Source organism: Pseudooceanicola marinus, assembly GCF_020177265.1.
Classification (GTDB): domain Bacteria; phylum Pseudomonadota; class Alphaproteobacteria; order Rhodobacterales; family Rhodobacteraceae; genus Pseudooceanicola; species Pseudooceanicola marinus_A.
On the sequence record NZ_JAIVMC010000004.1, the window covers coordinates 274220 to 295198 of the forward strand.

Sequence of the window (20979 nt, forward strand, 5' to 3'; positions counted from 1 at the left end):
TCGGGGCCAGCCGGGTGGTCGACAGGGCGGCAGACCGGACAAATCCCCCTAAAACACCTGCAAAATCCGGCGCGTTTGCCGGCCCGCTTTCAAGGAATTGAGAACTTCCGCCCGCCATGGTGTCTGCCGCCGTGGGGGTGAATGGGAAAGGGGTGAAACCGTGGAGCATATCCTGGTGCTGACGCAGGACGAACCGGTCCGGGTGGACCCGGAGCGGCTGCGCGAGCTGTACATGCGGCTGGGAGAGGCCGGCGCCGAAGACGTGGTCTGTCGCGCGATGGAGGAGATCGCCGTGCGCCTGTCGCATACCGAACGGCTCTACCGCCAGGACCGGCTGCGCGAGATGCGCAAATCCGCCCGGTCGCTGGTGGCCATCGCCGACCAGGTGGGGATGAAGAACCTGGCCGCTGTGGCCGAGGATGTGACCCGCTGTATCGACGATTGCGATCCGGTCGCCCTGGCCGCGACGCTGGCCCGGCTGCTGCGCGTGGGCGAACGATCTCTCACCGCCGTCTGGGACCTGCAGGACGCGTCTCTCTGAACCCGGTGCCGGACCGCAGCGGTCCGACCAGGTTTCGGGCGGTGATGCGCCGGCCGGTCGAAGGCCCTTGCGGCGGGCGATGCCCGGGCTAGGCTGAGGGGCGAACAAGATCCGGAGCCCGCTATGACCGCCGACATGATGTCCTTCCTGCCCGCCGATGCCGCGGGTGATGCCCTGCCGCTTCACCTGGTCGAGGCCGATGGCCTGGAGGCCTTCGTCGAGGGCCAGCCCGACAGCGTGGCCGCCTGGGTACGGGCCAACGGGTTCGCCGGCGGGCTCGGCCAGGTCCTGATGGTGCCGGGCGAGGGCGGCGCACCGGCGATGGCCCTGGTGGGCTATGGCGATGCGACGGCCCGGGCGCGCGGACGCTTCTGGCTGGGTGGCGCGGCGCCCAAGCTGCCGGCGGGCGCCTACCGGCTGGCCACCGATCTGCCGCATGAGACGCTGGAGGCCGAGGCGACCGGCTGGCTCTTCTCGGCCTATACCTTCGAGCGATACCGTGCCCAGCCCGCCCATGGCGCCCGGCTGGTGGCGCCCGAGGGCGTGGACGCCGCCCGGATCGAGGCGATCGCGGCGGGCGAGGCCCTGGCGCGCGACCTGATCAACACGCCCGCCTCCGACATGGGGCCAGCCGAGCTGGAGGCGGCCGCGCGTGCCCTGGCAGAGGCCCATGGCGCGACCATCGCCGTGACCACCGGCGCGGAGCTGCTGGAGCAGAACTTCCCGATGCTCCATACCGTGGGCCGCGCCGCGACAGAGGCCCGCGCGCCCCGGTTGATCGACATCCGCTGGGGCGATGACGGCCCGGCGCTGACCCTGGTGGGCAAGGGCGTGTGTTTCGACACCGGCGGGCTGAACCTGAAGGGTGGGGCCTCGATGGGATTGATGAAGAAGGACATGGGCGGGGCGGCCAACGTGCTGGGCCTGGCGAAGATCCTGATGGCGCGCGGCATGCCCCTGCGCCTGCGGGTGCTGATCCCGGCGGTGGAAAACGCCGTGGCGGGCGATGCCTTCCGTCCGCAGGACATCCTGACGGCGCGCAACGGGCTGACGGTCGAGATCAACAACACCGACGCCGAGGGGCGGCTGGTGCTGGCCGATGCCCTGGCCTTCGGGGCGGAGGAAAACCCCGACCTGATGATCTCCTTCGCGACGTTGACCGGCGCGGCGCGGGTGGCCGTGGGGCCCGACATCGCGCCCTTCTTCACCGATGACGTCAACGTCGCCTCTGCCCTCGGGTCGGCGGGCGCGGTGGTGGCCGATCCGGTCTGGCGGATGCCCTTCCACGAGCCCTATGAGACGATGATCGAGCCGGGGATCGCGGATCTGGACAATGCGCCCAAGGGTGGCTTTGCCGGGGCGATCACCGCCGCGCTGTTCCTGCGTCGCTTCGCCGGGCCGCGCGCGCGCTATACCCATTTCGACATCTACGGCTGGGTGCCTGCCGCCCAGCCCGCGCGGCCCAAGGGCGGGGCCGGGCAGGGCATTCGCGCGCTGCACGCCGCCCTGCCGGGGATCCTGGGGCTTTGAGCCCCGTTCCCGCCGGCGAGGACCGGCGCCGCTGGCCCGCCAATACCCGTGTCGCCGCCCTGCGCCTGAAGGGGCGTGCGGGGGAGGTGTCCCATACCGAGGGCACGCGGCGGGTGCTGGGCGCTGCGGCCGCCGACCTGCTGGCCGCCCCCGGCGGGGCGCGGGATCGCCAGCTGCTGCGCGGTGCCGCGCTGCGGGTCTACGAGATCCACGAGGGCCATGCCTTCGTCGAGGCCGAATACGACGGCTACACCGGCTATGTCGTGGCCGAGGCGCTGGCGCCGGAGGGCGCGCCGGCGCCGTCGGCCTGGGTGGCGATCCGCGAAACCCTGGCCTGGGAGGCGCCGAAGGCCCGGGCCATGGCGCAGGCGCGTCTGTCCTTCGGGGCGGGGGTGACCGTGCTGGGTGCGGCCGACGGCTGGGCAGAGACCGATGCGGGCCATGTTCCCCTGTCGCACCTCAGCCAGTCCGCGGTGCAGGGCGCCGATCCGGTGGCCCTGGCGGAACGCCTGCTGGGCCTGCCCTATCTCTGGGGCGCCAATGGTGCCGGCGGCATCGACTGTTCCGGACTGGTGCAGGAAGCCTGCCGCGCCTGCGGCATCGACTGTCCGGGCGACAGCGACCAGCAGGCGGCGGAACTGGGCGAGGCCCTGCCCGAGGAGGCGCCCCTGCGGCGTGGCGATTTGGTGTTCTGGAAAGGCCACGTGGCCTGGGTGTCGGGACCGGACCGGATCCTGCACGCCAATGCCCACACGATGAGCGTCGCACATGAGGCGCTGTCGGGCGCCATCCACCGCATCGCGGCGGCAGGCGAGGGGCCGGTGACAGCGCGGCGGCGCCTCTAGACGGGCATCAGTCGGGCGTATCGACCGAACGGATCAGCTTGCGTTCCAGGACCCGCAGCACCGTCTTCAGGTCGTGACCCCGGCGCAGCACCTGCCCGTCCATGCCGACCACCGCGTACATGCCCTGCTTGTTGCGCAGCTTGGGGCGCTTCTCGATCCGGTAAAGGGGATATTCGGCCGAGCGGCGGAAGACCGAGAAGATCGCCACCTCCCGCAGGCTGGAAATGCCGTAGTCGCGCCATTCGCCGGCGGCGACAAAGCGGCCGTAGAGCGACAGGATGACGTTCAGCTCGGTCCGGTGGAACACCACCTGGTCGGCGGAGACACCCGGGATCGGGGCATTGGTCTGCATGTTCATGGCCCAAGCCTGCGCCCGGCAGGGGGCAAAAGCAAGCGGGTTTCCCGGACAGAAGGCCCGCCCCGGCGCGCGCGATGCCTCAAATGAGGGCGAAATCTTCGTGAGCGGAGCCCTGCGGGCGCGGCGCGCAACGGTCCCACGGGCTCTGACCTTTTCGTGATGCGCCGCACGCGGCGTTTGGCGGATCCCGCAATGCCTGTAAGGTGACGGCAACGCGCACCCTAGCAACGTGGAGACCCTCCGATGCAGCTGAAGACCCTCGCCCTTGCGGCCGTCACCGTCACCATGGGCGCCGCCGCCCTGGCCCATGCCGATGTCGAGAACCCCGTCGTCAAGGAACGGATGGACCTGATGGGCGATATCCGCGCTTCCTTCGCGACCCTGGGCGGCATGGTGCAGGGCAAGACCGCCTTCGACGCCGAAGCCGCAGCCGATGCCAAGGCAACGCTGGAGGCCTCCGCCGCGATGATCCCGACGAAGTTCGAGGCCAACGAGATGGACCCCGAATCCGAAGCCGCCCCGGCGATCTGGGAAGACTGGGACGGGTTCACCACCATCGCGTCCGAAATGCAGACCGCCGTGGCGGCGCTGGACACCGGATCGCTGGAAGGGGTGCAGGCCGGGTTCCGCCCGATCGGCGCGGCCTGTGGCGCCTGCCACCAGGGCTATCGCGTCGACTGAGGCGCGCCAGGGTCGCGGAAGCGAGCGCGCTGCGGTTCAGCCGCAGCGCAGCTCGCTCACCCGGTCCTCATCGTCGAGATGCACGTTCAGCCGCTCCGGCAGGTGCTCCATCGTCATCATGTCACCGGGCCGCAGGACCCGCACACGGCCGTCGCGCGGCGGCAGCAGGTCTTCGGACCAGGGCTGGCCGATGACATGGTCGAGCGTTTCCAGGCCGCAGGGCGTCTTGGGGCCCGGGCTCATGGCGGTGGCACAGGCCGAGGTCAGCAGGACCAGGGCCAGGGCGAGCGGGGCAGGTTTCATGCGGTTTCCTTGGTGGGGGCGCCGTAGCGGCAGAGGAAGGTCTTCACGGCCTCGTCGGCAATTCTTTCGCCCTCGGCGGCGGGCAGGGCGTCGATCATACCGAATTGCAGCTTCAGCATCAGCGTGCTCTTGCACAGGCCGAGGAATTGGTCGGCGGCCAGACCCGGGTCGTGCACCTGCAGCTCGCCCCGCTCGGTCGCTTCCGCCAGGTAGGTCGAAAGCTTCGTCAAGGTCAGCTGCGGCCCGGCCTCGTAGAAGGCCTGGGCCAGATCCGGAAAGCGGTTCGATTCCGAGGTCGCCAGCCGGTACATCGACACGACGATCGGGTGGCTGAGGTCCTGCACGGTGCGCCGGGCGATGGCCGTCAGCATTTCCTCGGCGGGCAGGTCGGGCAGGACGAAGTGCTTCGCCTGATCCGCGTGGCGGTGGCATTCGCTGCGGGCAATCTCGATGAACAGCAGCCGCTTGTCGGGGAAGTAGCTGTAAAGTGTCGCCTTCGACACCCCGGCCTCCCGGGCGATGTCATCGACGTTGGCATTGTCGAACCCGTCCTTCAGGAAGATGCGCCGGGCGCCTTCCAGAACCTGATCGTATTTCCGCCCCCGACGACCGGGGGATGTTTGACGGGTCATGTAACCTCCGCGCTTGCCGGGGGATAATGGCGCTTGTGCCGGGCCGCGGCAAGGGGTGCGGCCAGAGGTTGACGCCACAGGCCTCTCTGCGATGATCCGGCGCAAAGGAAACGGGCGTTCCGGCCCGAGGGGGGATGGATGTACAGCAAGGGCAAGGTGGCCTACCGGGCTTTGCCGCTGCCGGACCGGCGAGAGCTGGCGCCAGAGGAGATGCAGCAGGCGGCCGAGGCGTTCCGCGCGCTGATGGCGCAGCGCCATTCGGTGCGTGAGTTCAGCGACCGGCCCGTGGCGGCCGAGGTGATCTCCACCTGCGTTGCCGCCGCCGGGCTTGCGCCCTCAGGTGCGAACCACCAGCCTTGGCATTTCGTCGCCATTGCCGATCCGGCGATGAAGGCGCGCATCCGTGCTGCGGCCGAGGCGGAGGAGGAGAAGTTCTATGCCGGCGGGGCGGGCGACGAATGGTTGGCCGCGCTGGAACCCATCGGGACGGGGGTGGCCAAGCCGCATCTTGAGGTCGCGCCCTGGCTGATCGTCATCTTCGCGCAGCGCTACGGGCTGACCCAGGAGGGCGAGCGCTACAAGAACTACTACGTGCCCGAAAGCGTCGGCATCGCCACGGGGATGCTGATCACCGCGCTGCACACCGCGGGCCTGTCCTGCCTGACCCATACGCCCAACCCGATGCGATTTCTGAACGAGCTGTGCGACCGGCCCGAGCACGAAAAGTCGGTGATGATCCTGGCCGTGGGCCACCCGGCGGCAGACGCCACCGTGCCCCAGGTGGCCAAGATCAAGAAACCCCTGGACGAGATCCTGACCCTTTGTCCCTGACCCCTGATCCCTGACCTGAAACGGAGCCCGATGACCGAGATCTACATTGATGCCGACGCCTGCCCGGTGAAGGCCGAGGCCGAGAAGGTGGCGACGCGCCACAAGGTGACCCTGTGGATGGTGTCGAACGGCGGGCTGCGCCCCTCGGCCAATCCCTACGTCCGGCATCAGATCGTGGCCGAAGGGCCGGACGTGGCCGATATGTGGATCGCTGACCGGGCTGGCCCGGGCGATGTGGTGGTCACCGGGGACATCCCGCTGGCGGCGAAATGCGTGGCCGCCGGGGCCACCTGCCTGCGCCACAACGGCGAGAAGTTCACCGCGGCCAACATCGGCCAGCAACTGGCGATGCGCGATCTGATGGCCGATCTGCGCGCCGCCAATCCGCTGGGTGCGGGCGGCGGGGGCAAGGGCTTTACAAAGGCCGACCGCTCTCGTTTTCTGAACGCTCTGGAAACCGCACTGCGCAGCGCTGCGAAATAGCAAACGGACCCAAGACCTATGACCGCAACGCCCATCAAGGCCGTCGTCTTTGACATCGGCAACGTGCTGCTGGAGTGGAACCCGGAGGCGCATTACGACGCCAAGTACGGGGAGGAGAAGCGGCGGGAGATCTTTGCCGCCGTCGATCTGGCGGCAATGAACGACCGCGTGGATCGCGGCGAGGACATGGGCGAGCTGACCCGCCGCCTGGCCGCCGATCATCCAGAATGGCATGACGAGATCATGACCTGGCACGAGGACTGGCTGACCATGTGCTCGCCCGCCATCCCGCATTCCTGGCGCCTGCTGCGCGCCCTGCGGGGCAAGGGCATCCCGGTCTTTTCGCTGTCCAACTTCGGCATCGGCACCTACGAGATCGCCCGCGCCGAATACCCGGTGCTGAACGAATTCGACCAGGGCTATGTCTCCGGTCACCTGGGCGTGATCAAGCCCGATCCACGCATCTACGAGATCCTGGAAGAAGGCAGCGGGTTGTCGGGTGAGGCGCTGCTGTTCACCGACGACCGGGCCGACAACATCGCCGCCGCCGCCGCGCGCGGCTGGCGCACCCATCAATTCGAGCACCCCGAGGGCTGGGCCGCGCGCCTGGTGGCGGAGGGGCTGCTGAGCGAAGAGGAGGCCGCATGAGCGACATTGCCATGATCTCTTATCAAGAGGGCGAGCGCGTCCTCGATTGGCTGCGGCTGACCGATGCGCTGGCTGCAGCGCATGATCTGCCCAAGGCCGAGATCGGGGATACCTTCCTCTATCGCGGCGAGGACACGCTGCTGACCCGCTCCGCCTGGATCGACGGGCTGGGCGTGGCGGTGAAGGCCGCGACGATCTACCCGGGCAACAAGGCGGTCGGCAAACCGGCGGTGAACGGTGCCGTCAACCTGATGTCCGATGAAGATGGCACGCTGGAGGCCATCGTCGATTTCCACCTGGTGACCAAGTGGAAGACCGCCGGCGACAGCCTGCTGGCCGCCCGCCGCCTGGCGCGGCCTGACAGCCGGGTGATCCTGATCGTGGGGGCAGGCGCCGTCGCGGCCTCTCTGCGCCAGGCCTACGGCGCGGCCTTCCCGGAGGCGCGCTTCCTGGTGTGGAACCGCACGCCCGCCGGCGCCGAGGCCCTGGCCCAGGGCGATCCGGCGATGGAGGCGGTGACCGACCTGCCCACCGCCGTGGGGCGGGCCGACATCGTGACCTGCGCGACCATGGCGACCGCGCCCTACCTGGACGGTGCCTGGCTGACGCCGGGCACCCATGTCGATCTGATCGGCGCCTATCGCCCCGACATGCGCGAGGCGATGGACGGCGCGTTGCAGCGCGCCCGCATCTTCGTCGACAGTTTCGACACCACCGTCGGACATATCGGCGAGATCCAGATCCCGCTGGACAGCGGCGCGATCACCCGCGCCGATCTGGTGGCGGATTACTACGACCTCGCCGCCTTCACCCGGACAGACGACGAGGAGATCACCCTGTTCAAGAACGGCGGAGGCGCGCATCTGGACCTGATGACCGCCCGCCACGTCCTCGACGCCTGGCGCGAGGCGCGGTGAGCGTCGCGCCCCTGATCGGCCTGGTCCTGGGCGGCGGTGCGCTGGCCTGGGCGCCCTTCCTGCGCGAAGACCTGCGCCCCAAGGTGGCCGGGCGGCGCGACAGCCCCCCGGGTGAGATCGCGGATCTGCCCCGGGGGCGCATTCATTTCCAGTGGCACGGGGATGAGGATGACCCGGTTGCGGTGCTCGTCCACGGGCTGACCACGCCCGCCTATGCCTGGGACGGGGTCGTGCCGGGGCTGGTGGCCATGGGTTATCGCGTGCTGAGCTATGACCTCTACGGGCGCGGCTGGTCCGACCGGCCCGAGGGCGGGCAGGATGCCGATTTCTTCGTTGGCCAGCTCGTGGATCTGCTGGAGGCGCTGGACGTGGCCGAGCCGGTCACGCTCTTCGGTTATTCGATGGGCGGGGCCATCGCCGCCGCCTTTGCCGCGCGCTATCCGACGCAGATCGAGAAGCTGGTGCTGGTGGCGCCCGCCGGCATGGGGGGCTATCCGACCGGGCTGACCCGCCGCATCCGCGATGGCGGCGCGACCGGGCGCTGGCTGTTCTACCTGCTGTTCCCCGGTCAGCACCGCCGCGCCTCGCGCCGGGCCGAGGCCCAGGGCGTGCCGCGCAAATACGCCCGGATGCAGGCGGCGGAGGTCGACTGGCGCGGGTTTGCCCCCGCGGTCCTGTCCTCCCTGCGCGGCGTGCTGCGCGATCCGATGGAGCTGGAACACCGCAAGATCGCCAAGGCGGGCTTGCCGATGCTGTCGATCTGGGCCAGCGAGGATCAGGTGATTCCGCTGGACGGCATGGGCGTTATCTCGCGCTGGAACCGGGCCTCGGTGCAGAAGGAGGTGCCGGGCGCGGGGCACTGGCTGCCCCTGTCGCACCCCGAGGCGGTGGTGCGCGCCTTCCGCGACTGGCTGTGGGAAGACGGCGAGATCTGATCCCGCCGCAACTTTCCCTCAGGCTGCGGCCGAGGTCGGCAGGCCGGGCCGGTTTTCCCGCACCGGCAGGTGGATCAGGGCCGAGAAGGCGCCGACGCCCACGCCGACCCACCAGACCAGCGTGTAATCGCCGTGGATGTCGTACATCTTGCCGCCCAGCCAGACCCCCAGGAAGCCGCCGATCTGGTGGCTGAGAAAGACGATCCCGTAGAGCGTACCCATGTAGCGCATCCCGTAGATATGGGCGATCAGACCGGAGGTCAGCGGCACCGTCGCCAGCCACAGCCCGCCCATCAGGGCCGAGAAAATCAGTACCGAGGCCGGCGTGATCGGCAGCACGATGAAGGTGCCCGCCACGATGGTCCGCAGGGTGTAGATGCCCGCCAGAAGGTACTTCTTCGGCAGCCGATTGCCCAGCCAGCCGGCGAAGAGCGTGCCGCCGATGTTGAACACCCCGATCAGCGAGATGGCGATGGCGCCAAGCGCCGAGGTGGTGGTGATGCCCAGCGACGCCAGGATCCCGCCCGAGGCAATGGGCCCGCACAGCTCGGTCACGAAGGCCGGGAAATGCGCGGTGATGAAGGCCAGCTGGTAGCCGCAGGAAAAGAAGCCAAGAAAGATCATGGCAAAGGTCGGATCCTTGCCCGCGCGCACCAGGATCTGGCCCAGGGTCTCCTCCAGCTCGGCCTTGGTCGCGGGCGGGGCCGGGCTGCGCATCATCGGCAGAAGCAGCAGCACGGCCAGGATGGCGGCGGCGAAGACCAGGAAGACGTTCTGCCAGGGCATCATCCCCAGCAGGAATTCGGCCACCGGTGCGCCGACGACCTGGCCCGCGCTGCCCGCCGCCGTGGCGATGGCCAGCGCCATGGACCGGTGTTCGGGTGCCGCCGCGCGGCCCACCACCGCCAGGATCACGCCAAAGCCCGTGCCGGCGATGCCGAAGCCCACCAGGATCTCCAGCCCCCAATGCGCCTCGGGCGTCACGGCGAAGGAGGAGGCCACGAGGCCCGCGGCATAGATCACCGCCCCCAGGATGATCGCCCGCCGGTCGCCCAGCTTCTCGGCGAAGGCGCCGAACAGGGGCTGGCCGATCCCCCAGGCCAGGTTCTGGATCGCGATGGCCAGCGAGAAGTCGGCGCGCATCCAGTTGAATTCCTCGGCGATCGGGATCTGGAAGACCCCGAAACTGGCGCGGATGGCGAAGTTCACCAGGATGATCAGGCAGCCCACGATCAGCACGGGGGTCAGCAGGCGCGGGGCGGCTGTCATGTCGGAGGTCCTCCCAAAGATTGGGCGCAGATTAGACTTTGCCCGGGGACAGTCAATTCAGCCTTCGTGAGGCGGGTCATTCGCGAATGTGCGCTTTCCCAGCCGGGGGTGGCGTATTATCTAGCCCCCCATGAGCCAGAGCATGTCCGACATCTACCACGCCCGCGTCGCCAGCGGAGAGATCCGCCCCGACCCCGCGCAGGAACACGTCCTGCCCGAGTTCGACCGTATCCGCGAGGGGCTGACCGCCCAGCCGGTGAAGCGCGGCTTCTTCGGCCGCAGGAAGGCCCCCGAGGCGCCGAAGGGGCTGTATCTGTGGGGCGGTGTCGGGCGCGGCAAGTCGATGCTGATGGATCTCTTCGTCGAAAGCCTGGACGTGCCGGTGCGCCGGGTCCACTTCCACGCCTTCATGCAGGAGATCCACGAGGGCATGCATGCCGCCCGCAAGGCCAATACCGAGGACAGCCTGGCCCCCGTCGCCGCCAAGGTGGTCGAGGACGTGAAGGTGCTGGCCTTCGACGAGATGCAGATCACCGACATCACCGACGCGATGATCGTCGGCCGCCTGTTCGAGGCGCTGTTCGACGCGGGCGTGGTGGTGGTCACGACCTCCAACCGGGTGCCCGATGACCTCTACAAGGACGGGCTGAACCGGCAGCTGTTCCTGCCCTTCATCGAGCTGATCAAGGACCGGCTGGTGGTGCATGAGCTGGAGAGCCCGCATGACTATCGCCAGCACCGCCTGTCCGGCCAGCAGGTCTATTTCACCCCCGCCAATGCCGAGGCGCGTCGCCAGATCGAGGCCTACTGGCACGATCTGACCGGCGACACCGGCGCGGGCGAGCCGCTGGTGCTGAAGGTGAAGGGGCGCGAGGTGACGATCCCCGCCTATCGCTCCGGCGTGGGGCGGGCGTCCTTCCACGACCTCTGCGGCGCGATGCTGGGGCCGGGGGATTACCTGGCCGTGGCCGAGGCGGTCGAGGTGCTGATCCTCGAAGACATCCCCTGCCTGGGCCGGTCGAACTTCAACGAGGCGAAACGCTTCGTCACGCTGATCGACGCGCTTTACGAGGCGAAGGTGCGGCTGATCTGTTCCGCCGCCGACCAGCCCGAAAGCCTTTATCGCGAGGGCGAGGGGGTGTTCGAGTTCGAGCGCACGGCCAGCCGCCTGCGCGAGATGCAGGACAAGGACTGGGGCGCCGAGGACGACTGACCTTTGGGGCGGGGCGCCTGACTGCAAGAAGGGGGCCGTTGTCCGACCCGTCGACCTGAATGGCCGCCTGAAAAGAAAAAGGGGGTCGTTGTCCGACCCCCTGTGTTCTGCCCGATAGATCCCAAGTCTGCGACATGGTCCGACACGCGGTGATAGGCTGCTGTGCGAGCCGTCCCATGCAGATGAACGCCTGATCTGTAAGGACTTTATGCGAATCGAATCGAAACGGTCAATGCAAAACGAATCGGTTTACGGGCGGTTTCGTCCCGCCGGTCAAGAAGTGATTCGGAAACCCGATTCGGAACAGCGTCTTACGAGTCACTCTTGAAGTGACGGAAATTTCCGCAGGCTCCGGGCCATGGGGGCTGTCGCCGCGCCGAAGCCGGGTCAGCCGTTGATCCGCAGCACGTCGCCCGCGAAATAAAGCGATCCGCAGAACATGATCCGTGCCTGGGGCGTCTCGGCGACGATGGCCGCCAGGGCTGCCTCTATGCTCGGGGCCGTCTGCGCCTGCATCCCGCATTCGCGCGCCGTTTGCGCCAGGGTGTCGGCGGGCAGGGCGGCATCCGCGCCCGCGATCGTCACCGCTGTCAGCCTGTCGGTGCAGGCGGCCAGGGGGCCGAGGTAGCCGCTGGCATCCTTGGTGTTCAGCATGCCGCAGATCAGGTGGGTCGGCCGCGCCGGGCGCGAGGACAGGAAGTCGGCCAGCGCCTTGCCGGCGGCCGGGTTGTGCCCGCCGTCGAGCCAGATCTCCGCCTCGGGGGCGGCCTCGGCCAGGGTGCCGGTCGTCAGCCGTTGCAGCCGCGCGGACCATGTGGCGCCGGTGACGGCGGCCTCGCAGGCGGCCTCGTCGAAGCCCAGGTAGCGCAGCGCGGCCAGGGCGGCGCCGGCGTTCTGGATCTGGTGGGCGCCGGGCAGGGCGGGCAGGGGCAGATCCAGCAGGCCGTTTTCGTCCTGGAAGATCAGCCGCCCACGTTCTTCCCAGGCATGCCAGTGCTGCCCGTAGGCCAGCAGCGGCGCGCCCAGGGCGGTGGCGCGGGCCTCGATCACCTCCAGAGCCTCCTCGGGCTGGGGGCCGACGACGCAGGGCACGCCCCGCTTGAGGATGCCGGCCTTCTCGGCGGCGATCCGGGCCAGGGTGTCGCCAAGGAAGGCCTCGTGATCCATGGAGATGGGGGTGATGATGGTCATCGCCGGCTGCGCCACGACGTTGGTGGCGTCCAGGCGTCCGCCCAGGCCGGTTTCCAGCAGGCACCAGTCGGCGGGCGTGCGGGCGAAGGCCAGCAGGGCGGCGACGGTGGTGATCTCGAAATAGGTGATCGCCTCGGGGCCGTTGGCCGCCAGGCATTCATCGAGGATCGCCGTCAGCTCGTCCTCGGGGATCAGCGTGCCGGCCAGGCGGATGCGTTCATGGAAGCGCACCAGGTGCGGCGAGGTATAGGCATGGGTCGTCTTCCCCGCCCCCTCGATGCCCGCGCGCAGCATGGCCTGGGTCGACCCCTTGCCGTTGGTGCCCGCCAGGTGGATCACCGGCGGCAGCTTTTCCTCGGGATGATCCAGCGCGGCCAGCAGCCGCCAGACACGGTCCAGCACCAGGTCGATGACCTTGGGGTGCAACTGCATCATGCGCGCCAGAAGCGCGTCGGACGTCGCTGCCGTCACTTTTCGGACTTGCTCTTCTTGCCGGCCTCGGCGGGCTTGGCCTCGGCCTTTGCATTCTCCGCCTCGGCCTCGGCGGCGGCCTTCGCTTCGGCGGCTTCGGCCTCGGCTTCCGCTTCGGTGGCCTCGGTCATCGGGGCGGGCGGGGGCAGGTCACCGGCCACGGCGGGCGGCAGACCCATCAGCATGCGCGTGATGGTGATCAGCTCTTCGCGCATCTTGGTGCGCGGGGTCACGCGGTCCAGCATGCCGTGATCCAGCAGGTATTCCGCCCGTTGGAAGCCTTCGGGCAGCTGTTCGCGGATCGTCTGTTCGATCACCCGCGGCCCGGCGAAGCAGATCAGCGCATTGGGTTCGGCGATCTGCACGTCACCCAGCATCGCGTAGGAGGCGGTAACGCCCCCGGTGGTCGGGTGGGTCAGCACGACGATGTAGGGCAGCCCGGCCTCTTTCAGCATCTGCACGGCCACGGTGGTGCGCGGCATCTGCATCAGCGACAGGATGCCTTCCTGCATCCGCGCGCCCCCGGCGGCGGAGAACAGCACCAGCGGGCACTTCTTCTGCACGGCGCGTTCGGCGGCGGCGATGATCGCGTTGCCCACGTACATCCCCATGGAGCCACCCATGAAGGAGAAGTCCTGCGCGGCGGCGACGACCGGCGCGCGGCCCATCTCGCCCTCGGCCACCAGCATCGCCTCCTTCTCGGAGGTCTTGCGGCGCGCCTCGCGCATGCGGTCGGGGTATTTCTTCTGGTCGCGGAAATGCAGCGGGTCGGCCACGGGTTCCGGCACGGAGACCTCGGTGAAGATGCCGCCGTCGAACAGGTTGCGGAAGCGGTCGCGCGGCGAAATCCCCATGTGATGCCCGCAGCTGGTGCAGACGTTCAGGTTTTCCTTCAGCTCACGGTGGAACAGCATCGTCCCGCAACTGTCGCACTTGGACCAGAGGTTCTCGGGCACTTCCCGGCGCGAGAAGATCGAGTTGATCCGCGGCCGGACGTAATTGCTGATCCAGTTCATCGTGGCCTCTTTGGGGCGTTTCCGTCGCGCCCTGAAATAAGCGTGCGGGGCGGGGATTGCAATCAGCGCCTGATGGCAAGGCGGGCTGAAAGCCACGCGAGCGCCAGCACGAAGAGTTCCACGGCCAGCATCAGGGTCAGGATCGGCCCGTTGGCGCCCGCCCCGGCCATGTCCGGCATCTCGGGGGTGGCGGGGAAGAGGAACAGCGACAGCCCGCTGTCCAGCCCGCCCACCTCGCCGAAGAACAGGAAGGCATAGGCGTTGTTGGCCAGGTGCAACCCGATGGCGGGGCCGAGGTTGCCGGCCCGGGCCGTCAGGTCGGAACAGGCCAGGCCGAAACAGAAGGCCCAGATGACATATTGCCAGTTGTCGGCCCAGCCCGATCCCTCATTCCAGTGGACCGAAGCGAAGATCAGGTTGGGCACCACCATCCAGATCGCGGGATGGGCGAACCGCGCGGCGATCTGCTGTTGCAGGTAGCCGCGGTAGAGCAGCTCTTCGGAGGCGGTCTGCACCAGCAGCGCCGCCAGCGCCAGCGGCAGGGCCAGCAGCCAGGGACCGGCGGGGCGGATCTCCTCGATGGCGGCGAAGTCGCTCCAGGGCGGCATGAACTGCACCACCATGTAGAAGGCCATGGCGCCGAGAAAGCCGCGGGTCATCAGTCGCAGGGCCTGTCCGCGCGCACCGATGAGGCTGCGCGCGGGGCGGCGGTGCAGCCGCTCGGTGACGAAGGCGGTGGCGAGGCCCAGGAAGCCGTAGCTGGCCAGTTGCACCATCAGCCCGGCGGGCGTCGTGCCCTCGAAGACGGCAATCGCCAGGGCCGGTGCCAGGCTGTCCAGCGCCGCGTCGAAGCCCCGGATCGCCAGGGCAAAGATCGCCTCGATCGCCGTCAGGCCAAGGACGATCCGCCACAACTCGGGGCTTTGCAGGGCGGGCGCGGCAAAGGCGCCGTGGCGGTGGTAGGCGCGGGCCGGGTCGAAGAAGGCGCTCATCGCCGCAGGGCCAACCGTGCGGTCAGCCACAGCACGAAGGTGCTCGCCAGTTCCACCGGGATCAGCGGCAGCAGCGCCGGATCGTCCTGGCGGATCGTCAGGTGGTAAAGGGCCAGCCCGCCCAGTTCGTCGCCGAAGGACACCCCCAGCAGGGCGATGCAGTTATTGAGGAAATGCAGCGCCAGCGCCGGGCCCAGGCTGCCAGCCCGCGCCGTCAGGTCGCCGGCGGCCAGGCCGAAGGCGGCGGCAGAGACAACGAACCAGATGGCATTGTCGCCCGCGGTGGCGTCGAAATGCAGCGCCCCGAAGACCAGCGCGGGCAGGCCCAGCCACAGCGCGGGGTGATCCAGCCGCGCCTGCAGCCGTCCTTGCAGGTAGCCGCGGAACAGGAACTCCTCCGCCGAGACCTGGATCGCCACCGCCACCAGCCCCGGCACCAGCCAGCGCAGCCAGGTGCCGGTCGACAGGTAGCGGCGCGGCTCCAGCGCCTCGGACATGGGCAGCAGCGAGATCACCAGGACCACCGGCAGCGCGTAAAGCAGGACCCGCCCGCCCTGGAGCAGGGTCAGGGGCAGCGATCCGATCAGCACGCCCAGCCCGCGCCCGTGCAGCAGCCGCAGCACCAGTTCCAGGGCCAGCAGCGCCACCGCGAAGGAGGACAGCATGACGAGGGTGGCCACCTGGCGCCCCGCCAGCATTGCCGAGATCATCGGCGTCAGCGCGATGAACCACAACGACAGCAGCACCGCGTAGAAGACGACGAACATCAGCAGTCCCGCGCCGGTGCGCCACAGGGCGGGCGGGGTGTCCCGCCAGGGCGGTGTCGAGTCGGGGGAAGGGCCTGTCATGCGGGGCAAGCTAGCGCCCCCCCGGGGCGCCCGCAATCGCGCTTCTCGCGCCGTGCCCCGCGGCACAAAGGCGCCTGCGCCGGGCGGGCCGCCGTGTCGCATCTGCGCCGGACGGGCTTGTGCGGGGCGGGGCGGTCATTTATCCCCATGCCAGCCACAAGATCGGGGGAGCTGCTTCCATGACGAAGTTCGACAAGTCCAAACTGCCCAGCCGCCATGTCACGGAAGGTCCGTCGCGCGCGCCGCACCGCTCCTACCTTTACGCGATGGGCCTCAGCGAGGACGAGATTCATCAGCCGCTGGTCGGCGTCGCGACCTGCTGGAACGAGGCCGCCCCCTGCAACATCGCCCTGAACCGTCAGGCCCAGGCCGTGAAACTGGGCGTGAAGGCCGCCGAGGGCACGCCGCGCGAATTCACCACCATCACCGTCACCGACGGCATGGCCATGGGCCACGAGGGCATGCGCAGCTCGCTCGCCTCGCGCGAAGCCATCGCCGACACGGTGGAACTGACCATGCGCGGCCATTGCTACGACGCGGTCGTGGGCCTGGCTGGCTGTGACAAGTCGCTGCCGGGCATGATGATGGCCATGGTGCGCCTGAACGTGCCGTCGGTCTTCATCTACGGTGGCTCGATCCTGCCGGGCAAGGCGCCCCAGGTCGACGAAATCCCCGAGGACTTCCGTTCGCGCGATCTGACCGTGCAGGACATGTTCGAGGCCGTGGGCCGTCACCAGAACCACGACCTGAGCGATGCCGCGCTGGCGATGCTGGAACGGGTGGCCTGCCCCTCCGCCGGGGCCTGCGGCGGCCAGTTCACCGCCAACACCATGGCCTGCGTGTCCGAGGCCATCGGCCTGGCGCTGATGAACTCGTCGGGCATGCCCGCCCCTTACGAATCCCGCGATCAGTACGGCGAGGCCTCGGGCCGCGCGGTGATGAACCTGATCGAGAAGAACATCCGCGCCCGCGACATCGTCACCAAGGAATCGCTGATCAACGCGGCCCGCGTCGTGGCCTGCACCGGCGGCTCGACCAACGCCGGTCTGCACCTGCCCGCGATTGCGCATGAGGCCGGGATCGACTTCAACCTGTTCGACGTCTGCGACATCTTCCACGACACCCCCTACTTCGTCGACCTCAAGCCCGGCGGCACCTATGTCGCCAAGGATCTGTTCGACGCCGGCGGCATCCCCGTGGTGATGAAGGAGCTGCGCAAGGCGGGCCTGATCTACGAGGACTGCATGACCGCCTCGGGCCGTTCGCTGGGCGAGGAACTGGACCGTATCGACCGCGAGGCCGACGGCAAGGTGATCTATTCCATCGACACGCCGATCACCAAGACCGGCGGCGTCGTCGGCCTGAAGGGCAACATCGCCCCCGAGGGCGCCATCGTGAAGGTCGCCGGCATGGCCGCCGAGCAGCAGGTCTTCACCGGCCCCGCGCGCGTCTTCGAATGCGAGGAAGATGCCTTCGAGGCGGTGCAGAACCGTGGCTATGAGGAAGGCGAAGTGATCGTCATCCGCAACGAGGGCCCCTCCGGCGGTCCCGGCATGCGCGAGATGCTGGCCACCACCGCGGCCCTGTCGGGCCAGGGCATGGGCAAGAAGGTGGCGCTGATCACCGATGGCCGCTTCTCCGGCGCGACGCGCGGCTTCTGCGTCGGCCACGTCGGCCCCGAGGCGGCCCATGGCGGTCCGATCGCCCTGCTGAAGAACGGCGACATGATCACCATCGACGCCATCAAGGGTACCATCGATGTGGACCTGCCCGAGGCCGAGCTGGAGGCCCGCAAGGCCGACTGGGCCGGGCCGAAGGACACGATCTATGCCTCCGGTGCGTTGTGGAAATACGCCCAGCTCGTGGGCTCGACCTACCTGGGCGCCGTGACCCATCCCGGCGGCAAGGCCGAGAAGCATGTCTACGCCGATCTTTGATCGGCTCCGGGCCGGGCGGGGCAGATCCCGCGCGGCCCGTGCCCTGATCACCGCCGCGCGCCCTTGGCGTGCGGCGTTTCTGCTGCCGCTCTGCCTGGTGCTGTCGGGCTGCCTGGAAACCGCCGGCACACCGTCTGCCGGGTTCCGCCAGGTTGAGGAACAGGGCCGGGGCGGCGGTTTCTTCGCCTCCATGCGGCGGCCCGTCGGGCCGGTCCTGGTCACGGCCGCCACCGCGGCGGGTGACGTGGTGATCCGCGGGCCGGAAGATTACTGCATCGAGGGGCGCAGTCTGAAGACCCGGGCGCGGGGCGGTTTCGCTCTGCTGGCCCGCTGTGACATCCTGTCGGGTGGCGAGATGGGCGACCCGGTGGCCCTGGCGCTGCTGACCGCGACGGTCACCCCCTACGAGGGCACGGAACTGCCCCCGGCACGCCAGCTGGCGGCGGATTTAGCCGCAATGGACGTGCTGGAGGTGATGGATCGCGATGGCGTGCGCCTGTTGCACCTGGGCAAGGGCGGCAATGCGCGCGTGCCGGCCGCCGATCCCCGGCAATGGCGGGCGACCTTCCTGCTGAACGGCTACGCGGTGTCGCTGGCGGCCTACGGGCCGAAGGACAGCTCGGTCGCCGGTGCCGCCGGACGACCGATCCTGCTGGCCATGGCCCGGGCGATCCGGGCCGCCAGCCCCGACCGGCCGGGCGGCCAGGACCCGGCCGCCGAGGCCGCCACCGATGGGGCCGAACTGGCCGCGCAGGAGCCCGAAGGGTTGGGCACGACTCTGAACGCGCCCGATTGACGCGCCGACCGGCGCGGCAGAAAGGCCATAGACGGTGCTCTGCGATGCAGCGCCGCCGCCGCACATGGTTGTTTCCCGGCCCGGCTGGGGTAACCTGATGCGGTGACCACGGGCGGCGATGCCCCTGGGGCCGGGAGAGTGCCCAGAGCGGCAGGCAGAGACAGGACGGACCGACGGCAAGATGGCAGGACCACGACGCTCATTCCTCGACAGGCTGGTGAACCGGTCCGAACTGCGCCGCTGGAACGGTCGCGCGCGCAAGGTGCATACCGCGCCCCTGTCCGAGCTGCGCGCGCAGCGCAACCAGGCGCGGGCCCTGCGCGGCAACCTCGACTACCTGATCTATTTCGGCGACAGCCGCCTGGCCCTGCCCAGCATCGGGTCGAACGCCTTCCCGGTGCCTCATGGCACCGACTGGTCCTGGCGGCCGCAGCTGTGGCGCGGCCCGCTGGCGCAGCACGGGCTGACCGCCGTCGCCTCCGGCGAGAAGCTGGGCGACGAGGTGACGATGTTCCACGATTGCGAAACGTCCGAGCTGACCCTGCGCCAGGTGCGCAACCACCGGGAAAGCGACCTGGCGCCCTATGCGCTGCGCATGGATGTCTTCGCCTTCGACGGGTCCTTCCTGTCGCTGGTGGTCAACCTGCCGGACGAGGCGCTGAAGGGGCTGCGCAAACGCCACCTGATCCGCCTCGACACGCTGGTGCAGATGGAAAAGCCGCTGGCGATCTTCGCCCGGCTCAACATCAAGCACGGCCCCAACACCGAACAGCTGATCCGCGAACTGCCCCTGCACGAGGCCGACCGCATGGTCGAGTTCGACCTGGCCTATTCCGACATCAACGAGAAGCGGATCGAAAAGGCCTGGATCGACCTGATCTTCGAGGGGCCGCAGATGAACGAGGTCACGCTGCGCGACTTCACCCTCAGCCGCCGGCCCCGCGCCGATCTGTGACCCGGCCTCGCAGACCCCGCTCCCAATCCCCGATCAAGGTGCCCCGATGACCAGCCAGACCACCCTGACCAAGACCCGCCTTTTCGCCGGCCAGTGGGAAGGGGTACTGTCCGTGCCCGACGGTGCGCCGGCGCCGCAGATCGAGGTTGTGGTGCATGATGAACGCATCGACGACGTGGCCGTGGCCAAGATGGAGGCGCCGGGCGACTGGGCCGTGACCGTGCCGATCCCGCCCGAGGTCCTGTCGGACGGCGTGCAGATCTTCCTGATACGCGACCGGGCCACCGACGCGGTGCTGAATTCCTTCGTGGTCATGGCCGGGGAAGAGGTCAGCGATACCGTCCAGGCCGAGATCCTGTTGCTGCGGGCGGAACTGGACATGCTGAAACGCGCCTTCCGCCGCCACTGCGTCGAAACCGGCGCCGCCTGACCGCAACCCCGGTCGCCGCGCGGGTTTTACCGGGGTGACGCCATTCGGCGCCGCCCGTTTCCTCAGTTGCAACTATCCCGCGGAAAATCGCGATATTGTCGGCTGCCTGCCCACTTCCTGCCTTGATCGACGCTGATAAACGTCGCTGACCACCCGGTAATACAGGTAGGACTATGGATCGGCTGACGGAAATGGAGGCGTTCGCGACGGTGGTGGACCAGGGCGGGTTCACCGACGCGGCGAAGAAGATGGGGATCTCGAAATCCGCCGTCTCGAAGCATGTCTCCTCGCTGGAGGCGCGCCTGGGCGCCCGCCTGCTGAACCGCACCACGCGCCGCGTCTCGCCGACGGAAATCGGCCTGGCCTACTACGACCGCGCCCGTCGCGTGCTGAATGACGCGGGCGAAGCCGATGCGCTGGTGACCTCGATGCAATCGGCGCCCTCGGGGATCCTGAGGATTTCGGTCGCCACCGATTTCGGGGTCAACCACCTGTCGCCGGTACTGGGCCGCTTCCTGCAGGAATACCCCGACATCACCGTGAACATGGTGCTGAACAACCGCTACGTCGAACTGATTTCCGAAGGGTTCGACATGGCGATTCGCATTGGCGAGCTGGAGGACAGCTCGTTGCGGGCCCGAAAGCTGACCGAGACGGCGCAGCGGATGATCGCCGCCCCGTCCTATTTCGAGAAATACGGCCGGCCCACCAAGATCGACGACCTGAACGAGCACAAGCTGCTGCACTACTCCAGCCAGGCCTCGGGCAACGTGTGGAAGCTGACGGCGCCCTCGGGCGAGAAACGCCAGATCCGCACCGCCGGCTGGCTGTCGGTTAATGACGGGCAGTCCCTGCTGAACGCGGCCATCGCGGGGCTGGGCATCGCCTACCTGCCGTCCTTCCTCTACCACGAGGCGATGAAACAGGGCCTGGTCGAGGATGCGATCCCCGATCTGCCGACCGAGATGCAGGGCATCTATGCGGTTTATCCGCCGGGCCGGTTCACTCAGCCCAAGGTGCGCGCCTTCATCGATTTCCTGGTCGAGGCCTTCCAGAACAAGGGCCCGCTCAACTGGTGAGCGGGCCCAGCCGATCCTCCCCCTCCCGTGTCTCAGTCACGGACCTTACACCCCGGCCACTGGCCGGGGTTTTCTTTT

General features: G+C 68.7%; 23 protein-coding genes. 15 read left to right on the forward strand and 8 right to left on the reverse strand.

Translation table 11 applies throughout. The features are described 5' to 3' along the window. The first annotated feature begins 160 nt into the window (after positions 1–160). The 3 genes from LC066_RS08390 (at position 161) to LC066_RS08400 (ending at position 2916) form a co-directional block, all read left to right on the forward strand. Positions 161–541, forward strand: coding sequence for a hypothetical protein (locus tag LC066_RS08390; RefSeq protein ID WP_085889043.1), 381 nt, complete (start codon positions 161–163; stop codon positions 539–541). A 123-nt stretch (positions 542–664) separates the two neighbouring features. Continuing rightward, complete coding sequence (locus LC066_RS08395) at positions 665–2071, forward strand: leucyl aminopeptidase family protein (RefSeq protein ID WP_224897928.1); 1407 nt, start codon at positions 665–667, stop codon at positions 2069–2071. Beyond that, complete coding sequence (locus LC066_RS08400) at positions 2068–2916, forward strand: NlpC/P60 family protein (RefSeq protein WP_224897930.1); 849 nt, start codon at positions 2068–2070, stop codon at positions 2914–2916. The genes LC066_RS08395 and LC066_RS08400 overlap by 4 nt, the downstream gene beginning before the upstream one ends. Positions 2917–2923: 7 nt before the next feature. Here LC066_RS08400 and LC066_RS08405 read toward each other — a convergent pair whose 3' ends face one another. Beyond that, positions 2924–3274, reverse strand: coding sequence for a DUF2794 domain-containing protein (locus LC066_RS08405; RefSeq protein WP_085889041.1), 351 nt, complete (start codon positions 3272–3274; stop codon positions 2924–2926). Between the two features lie 243 nt (positions 3275–3517). On the opposite strand from LC066_RS08405, the gene LC066_RS08410 reads away from it, so the two are divergent. Then, positions 3518–3955, forward strand: coding sequence for a c-type cytochrome (locus LC066_RS08410; RefSeq protein ID WP_222477491.1), 438 nt, complete (start codon positions 3518–3520; stop codon positions 3953–3955). A gap of 36 nt (positions 3956–3991) precedes the next feature. Here LC066_RS08410 and LC066_RS08415 read toward each other — a convergent pair whose 3' ends face one another. Both LC066_RS08415 and LC066_RS08420 read right to left on the reverse strand, forming a co-directional pair. After that, complete coding sequence (locus LC066_RS08415) at positions 3992–4258, reverse strand: I78 family peptidase inhibitor (RefSeq protein ID WP_224897932.1); 267 nt, start codon at positions 4256–4258, stop codon at positions 3992–3994. After that, positions 4255–4890: a TetR/AcrR family transcriptional regulator gene (locus tag LC066_RS08420; protein WP_222477492.1), complete on the reverse strand. Its 636-nt coding sequence runs from the start codon at positions 4888–4890 to the stop codon at positions 4255–4257. The genes LC066_RS08415 and LC066_RS08420 overlap by 4 nt, the downstream gene beginning before the upstream one ends. 138 nt (positions 4891–5028) lie before the next feature. On the opposite strand from LC066_RS08420, the gene LC066_RS08425 reads away from it, so the two are divergent. From LC066_RS08425 to LC066_RS08445, 5 genes are read left to right on the forward strand one after another with little or no spacing between them, the layout of a single operon-like run. Beyond that, positions 5029–5721, forward strand: coding sequence for a nitroreductase family protein (locus tag LC066_RS08425; protein WP_224897934.1), 693 nt, complete (start codon positions 5029–5031; stop codon positions 5719–5721). A 30-nt stretch (positions 5722–5751) separates the two neighbouring features. Further along, a complete protein-coding gene (locus LC066_RS08430; protein ID WP_224897936.1) occupies positions 5752–6204 on the forward strand; it encodes a YaiI/YqxD family protein in 453 nt (150 codons plus the stop codon). An 18-nt stretch (positions 6205–6222) separates the two neighbouring features. Further along, positions 6223–6852 (forward strand): HAD family hydrolase, encoded by a 630-nt coding sequence (locus LC066_RS08435; RefSeq protein ID WP_224897938.1) that lies wholly within the window; start codon positions 6223–6225, stop codon positions 6850–6852. Beyond that, on the forward strand, positions 6849–7769 hold the full coding sequence (locus LC066_RS08440; RefSeq protein WP_224897940.1) for an ornithine cyclodeaminase family protein: 921 nt from the start codon (positions 6849–6851) through the stop codon (positions 7767–7769). The genes LC066_RS08435 and LC066_RS08440 overlap by 4 nt, the downstream gene beginning before the upstream one ends. Then, positions 7766–8704, forward strand: a complete 939-nt coding sequence (locus LC066_RS08445; RefSeq protein WP_224897941.1) for an alpha/beta fold hydrolase — start codon at positions 7766–7768, stop codon at positions 8702–8704. The genes LC066_RS08440 and LC066_RS08445 overlap by 4 nt, the downstream gene beginning before the upstream one ends. Positions 8705–8722: 18 nt before the next feature. Here the strand turns inward: LC066_RS08445 and LC066_RS08450 are convergent, their stop codons facing one another. Next, positions 8723–9973 (reverse strand): MFS transporter, encoded by a 1251-nt coding sequence (locus tag LC066_RS08450; RefSeq protein ID WP_224897943.1) that lies wholly within the window; start codon positions 9971–9973, stop codon positions 8723–8725. A gap of 130 nt (positions 9974–10103) precedes the next feature. On the opposite strand from LC066_RS08450, the gene zapE reads away from it, so the two are divergent. Beyond that, positions 10104–11186, forward strand: coding sequence for a cell division protein ZapE (zapE, locus tag LC066_RS08455; protein WP_224897945.1), 1083 nt, complete (start codon positions 10104–10106; stop codon positions 11184–11186). Between the two features lie 387 nt (positions 11187–11573). Here zapE and LC066_RS08460 read toward each other — a convergent pair whose 3' ends face one another. From LC066_RS08460 to LC066_RS08475, 4 genes are all read right to left on the reverse strand, one after another. Then, on the reverse strand, positions 11574–12812 hold the full coding sequence (locus tag LC066_RS08460) for a bifunctional folylpolyglutamate synthase/dihydrofolate synthase (RefSeq protein ID WP_263625040.1): 1239 nt from the start codon (positions 12810–12812) through the stop codon (positions 11574–11576). 32 nt (positions 12813–12844) lie between these two features. After that, positions 12845–13864, reverse strand: a complete 1020-nt coding sequence (gene accD, locus LC066_RS08465; protein ID WP_224897950.1) for an acetyl-CoA carboxylase, carboxyltransferase subunit beta — start codon at positions 13862–13864, stop codon at positions 12845–12847. Positions 13865–13926: 62 nt separating this feature from the next. After that, on the reverse strand, positions 13927–14886 hold the full coding sequence (locus LC066_RS21520; protein ID WP_224897952.1) for a CPBP family intramembrane glutamic endopeptidase: 960 nt from the start codon (positions 14884–14886) through the stop codon (positions 13927–13929). Next, a complete protein-coding gene (locus tag LC066_RS08475) occupies positions 14853–15704 on the reverse strand; it encodes a CPBP family intramembrane glutamic endopeptidase (protein ID WP_224897954.1) in 852 nt (283 codons plus the stop codon). The genes LC066_RS21520 and LC066_RS08475 overlap by 34 nt, the downstream gene beginning before the upstream one ends. A 179-nt stretch (positions 15705–15883) precedes the next feature. Between LC066_RS08475 and ilvD the strand changes: the two genes are divergently transcribed. From ilvD to LC066_RS08500, 5 genes are all read left to right on the forward strand, one after another. Continuing rightward, positions 15884–17641 carry a dihydroxy-acid dehydratase gene (gene ilvD, locus LC066_RS08480; protein ID WP_222477504.1) on the forward strand — a complete coding sequence of 586 codons (1758 nt, stop codon included), beginning with the start codon at positions 15884–15886 and terminating at the stop codon, positions 17639–17641. Next, positions 17622–18437 carry a hypothetical protein gene (locus LC066_RS08485; RefSeq protein WP_224897956.1) on the forward strand — a complete coding sequence of 272 codons (816 nt, stop codon included), beginning with the start codon at positions 17622–17624 and terminating at the stop codon, positions 18435–18437. Before ilvD ends, LC066_RS08485 begins: the two co-directional genes overlap by 20 nt. Before the next feature lie 181 nt (positions 18438–18618). Beyond that, positions 18619–19392, forward strand: coding sequence for a DUF6478 family protein (locus tag LC066_RS08490; protein ID WP_224897958.1), 774 nt, complete (start codon positions 18619–18621; stop codon positions 19390–19392). A 46-nt stretch (positions 19393–19438) separates the two neighbouring features. Further along, complete coding sequence (locus LC066_RS08495) at positions 19439–19822, forward strand: hypothetical protein (RefSeq protein ID WP_224897960.1); 384 nt, start codon at positions 19439–19441, stop codon at positions 19820–19822. 173 nt (positions 19823–19995) lie between these two features. Continuing rightward, complete coding sequence (locus LC066_RS08500) at positions 19996–20901, forward strand: LysR family transcriptional regulator (protein WP_222477510.1); 906 nt, start codon at positions 19996–19998, stop codon at positions 20899–20901. Positions 20902–20979: the final 78 nt, after the last annotated feature.

Excerpts from the sequence above, each read along its gene's own strand:
- LC066_RS08440 (WP_224897940.1), top strand. The coding sequence starts at position 6,849 with ATGAGCGACATTGCCATGATCTCTTATCAAGAGGGCGAGCGCGTCCTC.
- LC066_RS08415 (WP_224897932.1), bottom strand. The coding sequence starts at position 4,258 with ATGAAACCTGCCCCGCTCGCCCTGGCCCTGGTCCTGCTGACCTCGGCC.
- LC066_RS08395 (WP_224897928.1), top strand. The coding sequence starts at position 665 with ATGACCGCCGACATGATGTCCTTCCTGCCCGCCGATGCCGCGGGTGAT.
- accD (WP_224897950.1), bottom strand. The coding sequence starts at position 13,864 with ATGAACTGGATCAGCAATTACGTCCGGCCGCGGATCAACTCGATCTTC.
- LC066_RS08460 (WP_263625040.1), bottom strand. The coding sequence starts at position 12,812 with ATGATGCAGTTGCACCCCAAGGTCATCGACCTGGTGCTGGACCGTGTC.
- LC066_RS08485 (WP_224897956.1), top strand. The coding sequence starts at position 17,622 with ATGTCTACGCCGATCTTTGATCGGCTCCGGGCCGGGCGGGGCAGATCC.
- LC066_RS08475 (WP_224897954.1), bottom strand. The coding sequence starts at position 15,704 with ATGACAGGCCCTTCCCCCGACTCGACACCGCCCTGGCGGGACACCCCG.
- LC066_RS08450 (WP_224897943.1), bottom strand. The coding sequence starts at position 9,973 with ATGACAGCCGCCCCGCGCCTGCTGACCCCCGTGCTGATCGTGGGCTGC.
- LC066_RS08425 (WP_224897934.1), top strand. The coding sequence starts at position 5,029 with ATGTACAGCAAGGGCAAGGTGGCCTACCGGGCTTTGCCGCTGCCGGAC.
- LC066_RS08430 (WP_224897936.1), top strand. The coding sequence starts at position 5,752 with ATGACCGAGATCTACATTGATGCCGACGCCTGCCCGGTGAAGGCCGAG.
- LC066_RS08500 (WP_222477510.1), top strand. The coding sequence starts at position 19,996 with ATGGATCGGCTGACGGAAATGGAGGCGTTCGCGACGGTGGTGGACCAG.
- zapE (WP_224897945.1), top strand. The coding sequence starts at position 10,104 with ATGAGCCAGAGCATGTCCGACATCTACCACGCCCGCGTCGCCAGCGGA.
- LC066_RS08435 (WP_224897938.1), top strand. The coding sequence starts at position 6,223 with ATGACCGCAACGCCCATCAAGGCCGTCGTCTTTGACATCGGCAACGTG.
- LC066_RS08405 (WP_085889041.1), bottom strand. The coding sequence starts at position 3,274 with ATGAACATGCAGACCAATGCCCCGATCCCGGGTGTCTCCGCCGACCAG.
- ilvD (WP_222477504.1), top strand. The coding sequence starts at position 15,884 with ATGACGAAGTTCGACAAGTCCAAACTGCCCAGCCGCCATGTCACGGAA.
- LC066_RS08410 (WP_222477491.1), top strand. The coding sequence starts at position 3,518 with ATGCAGCTGAAGACCCTCGCCCTTGCGGCCGTCACCGTCACCATGGGC.
- LC066_RS08490 (WP_224897958.1), top strand. The coding sequence starts at position 18,619 with ATGGCAGGACCACGACGCTCATTCCTCGACAGGCTGGTGAACCGGTCC.
- LC066_RS08495 (WP_224897960.1), top strand. The coding sequence starts at position 19,439 with ATGACCAGCCAGACCACCCTGACCAAGACCCGCCTTTTCGCCGGCCAG.
- LC066_RS08420 (WP_222477492.1), bottom strand. The coding sequence starts at position 4,890 with ATGACCCGTCAAACATCCCCCGGTCGTCGGGGGCGGAAATACGATCAG.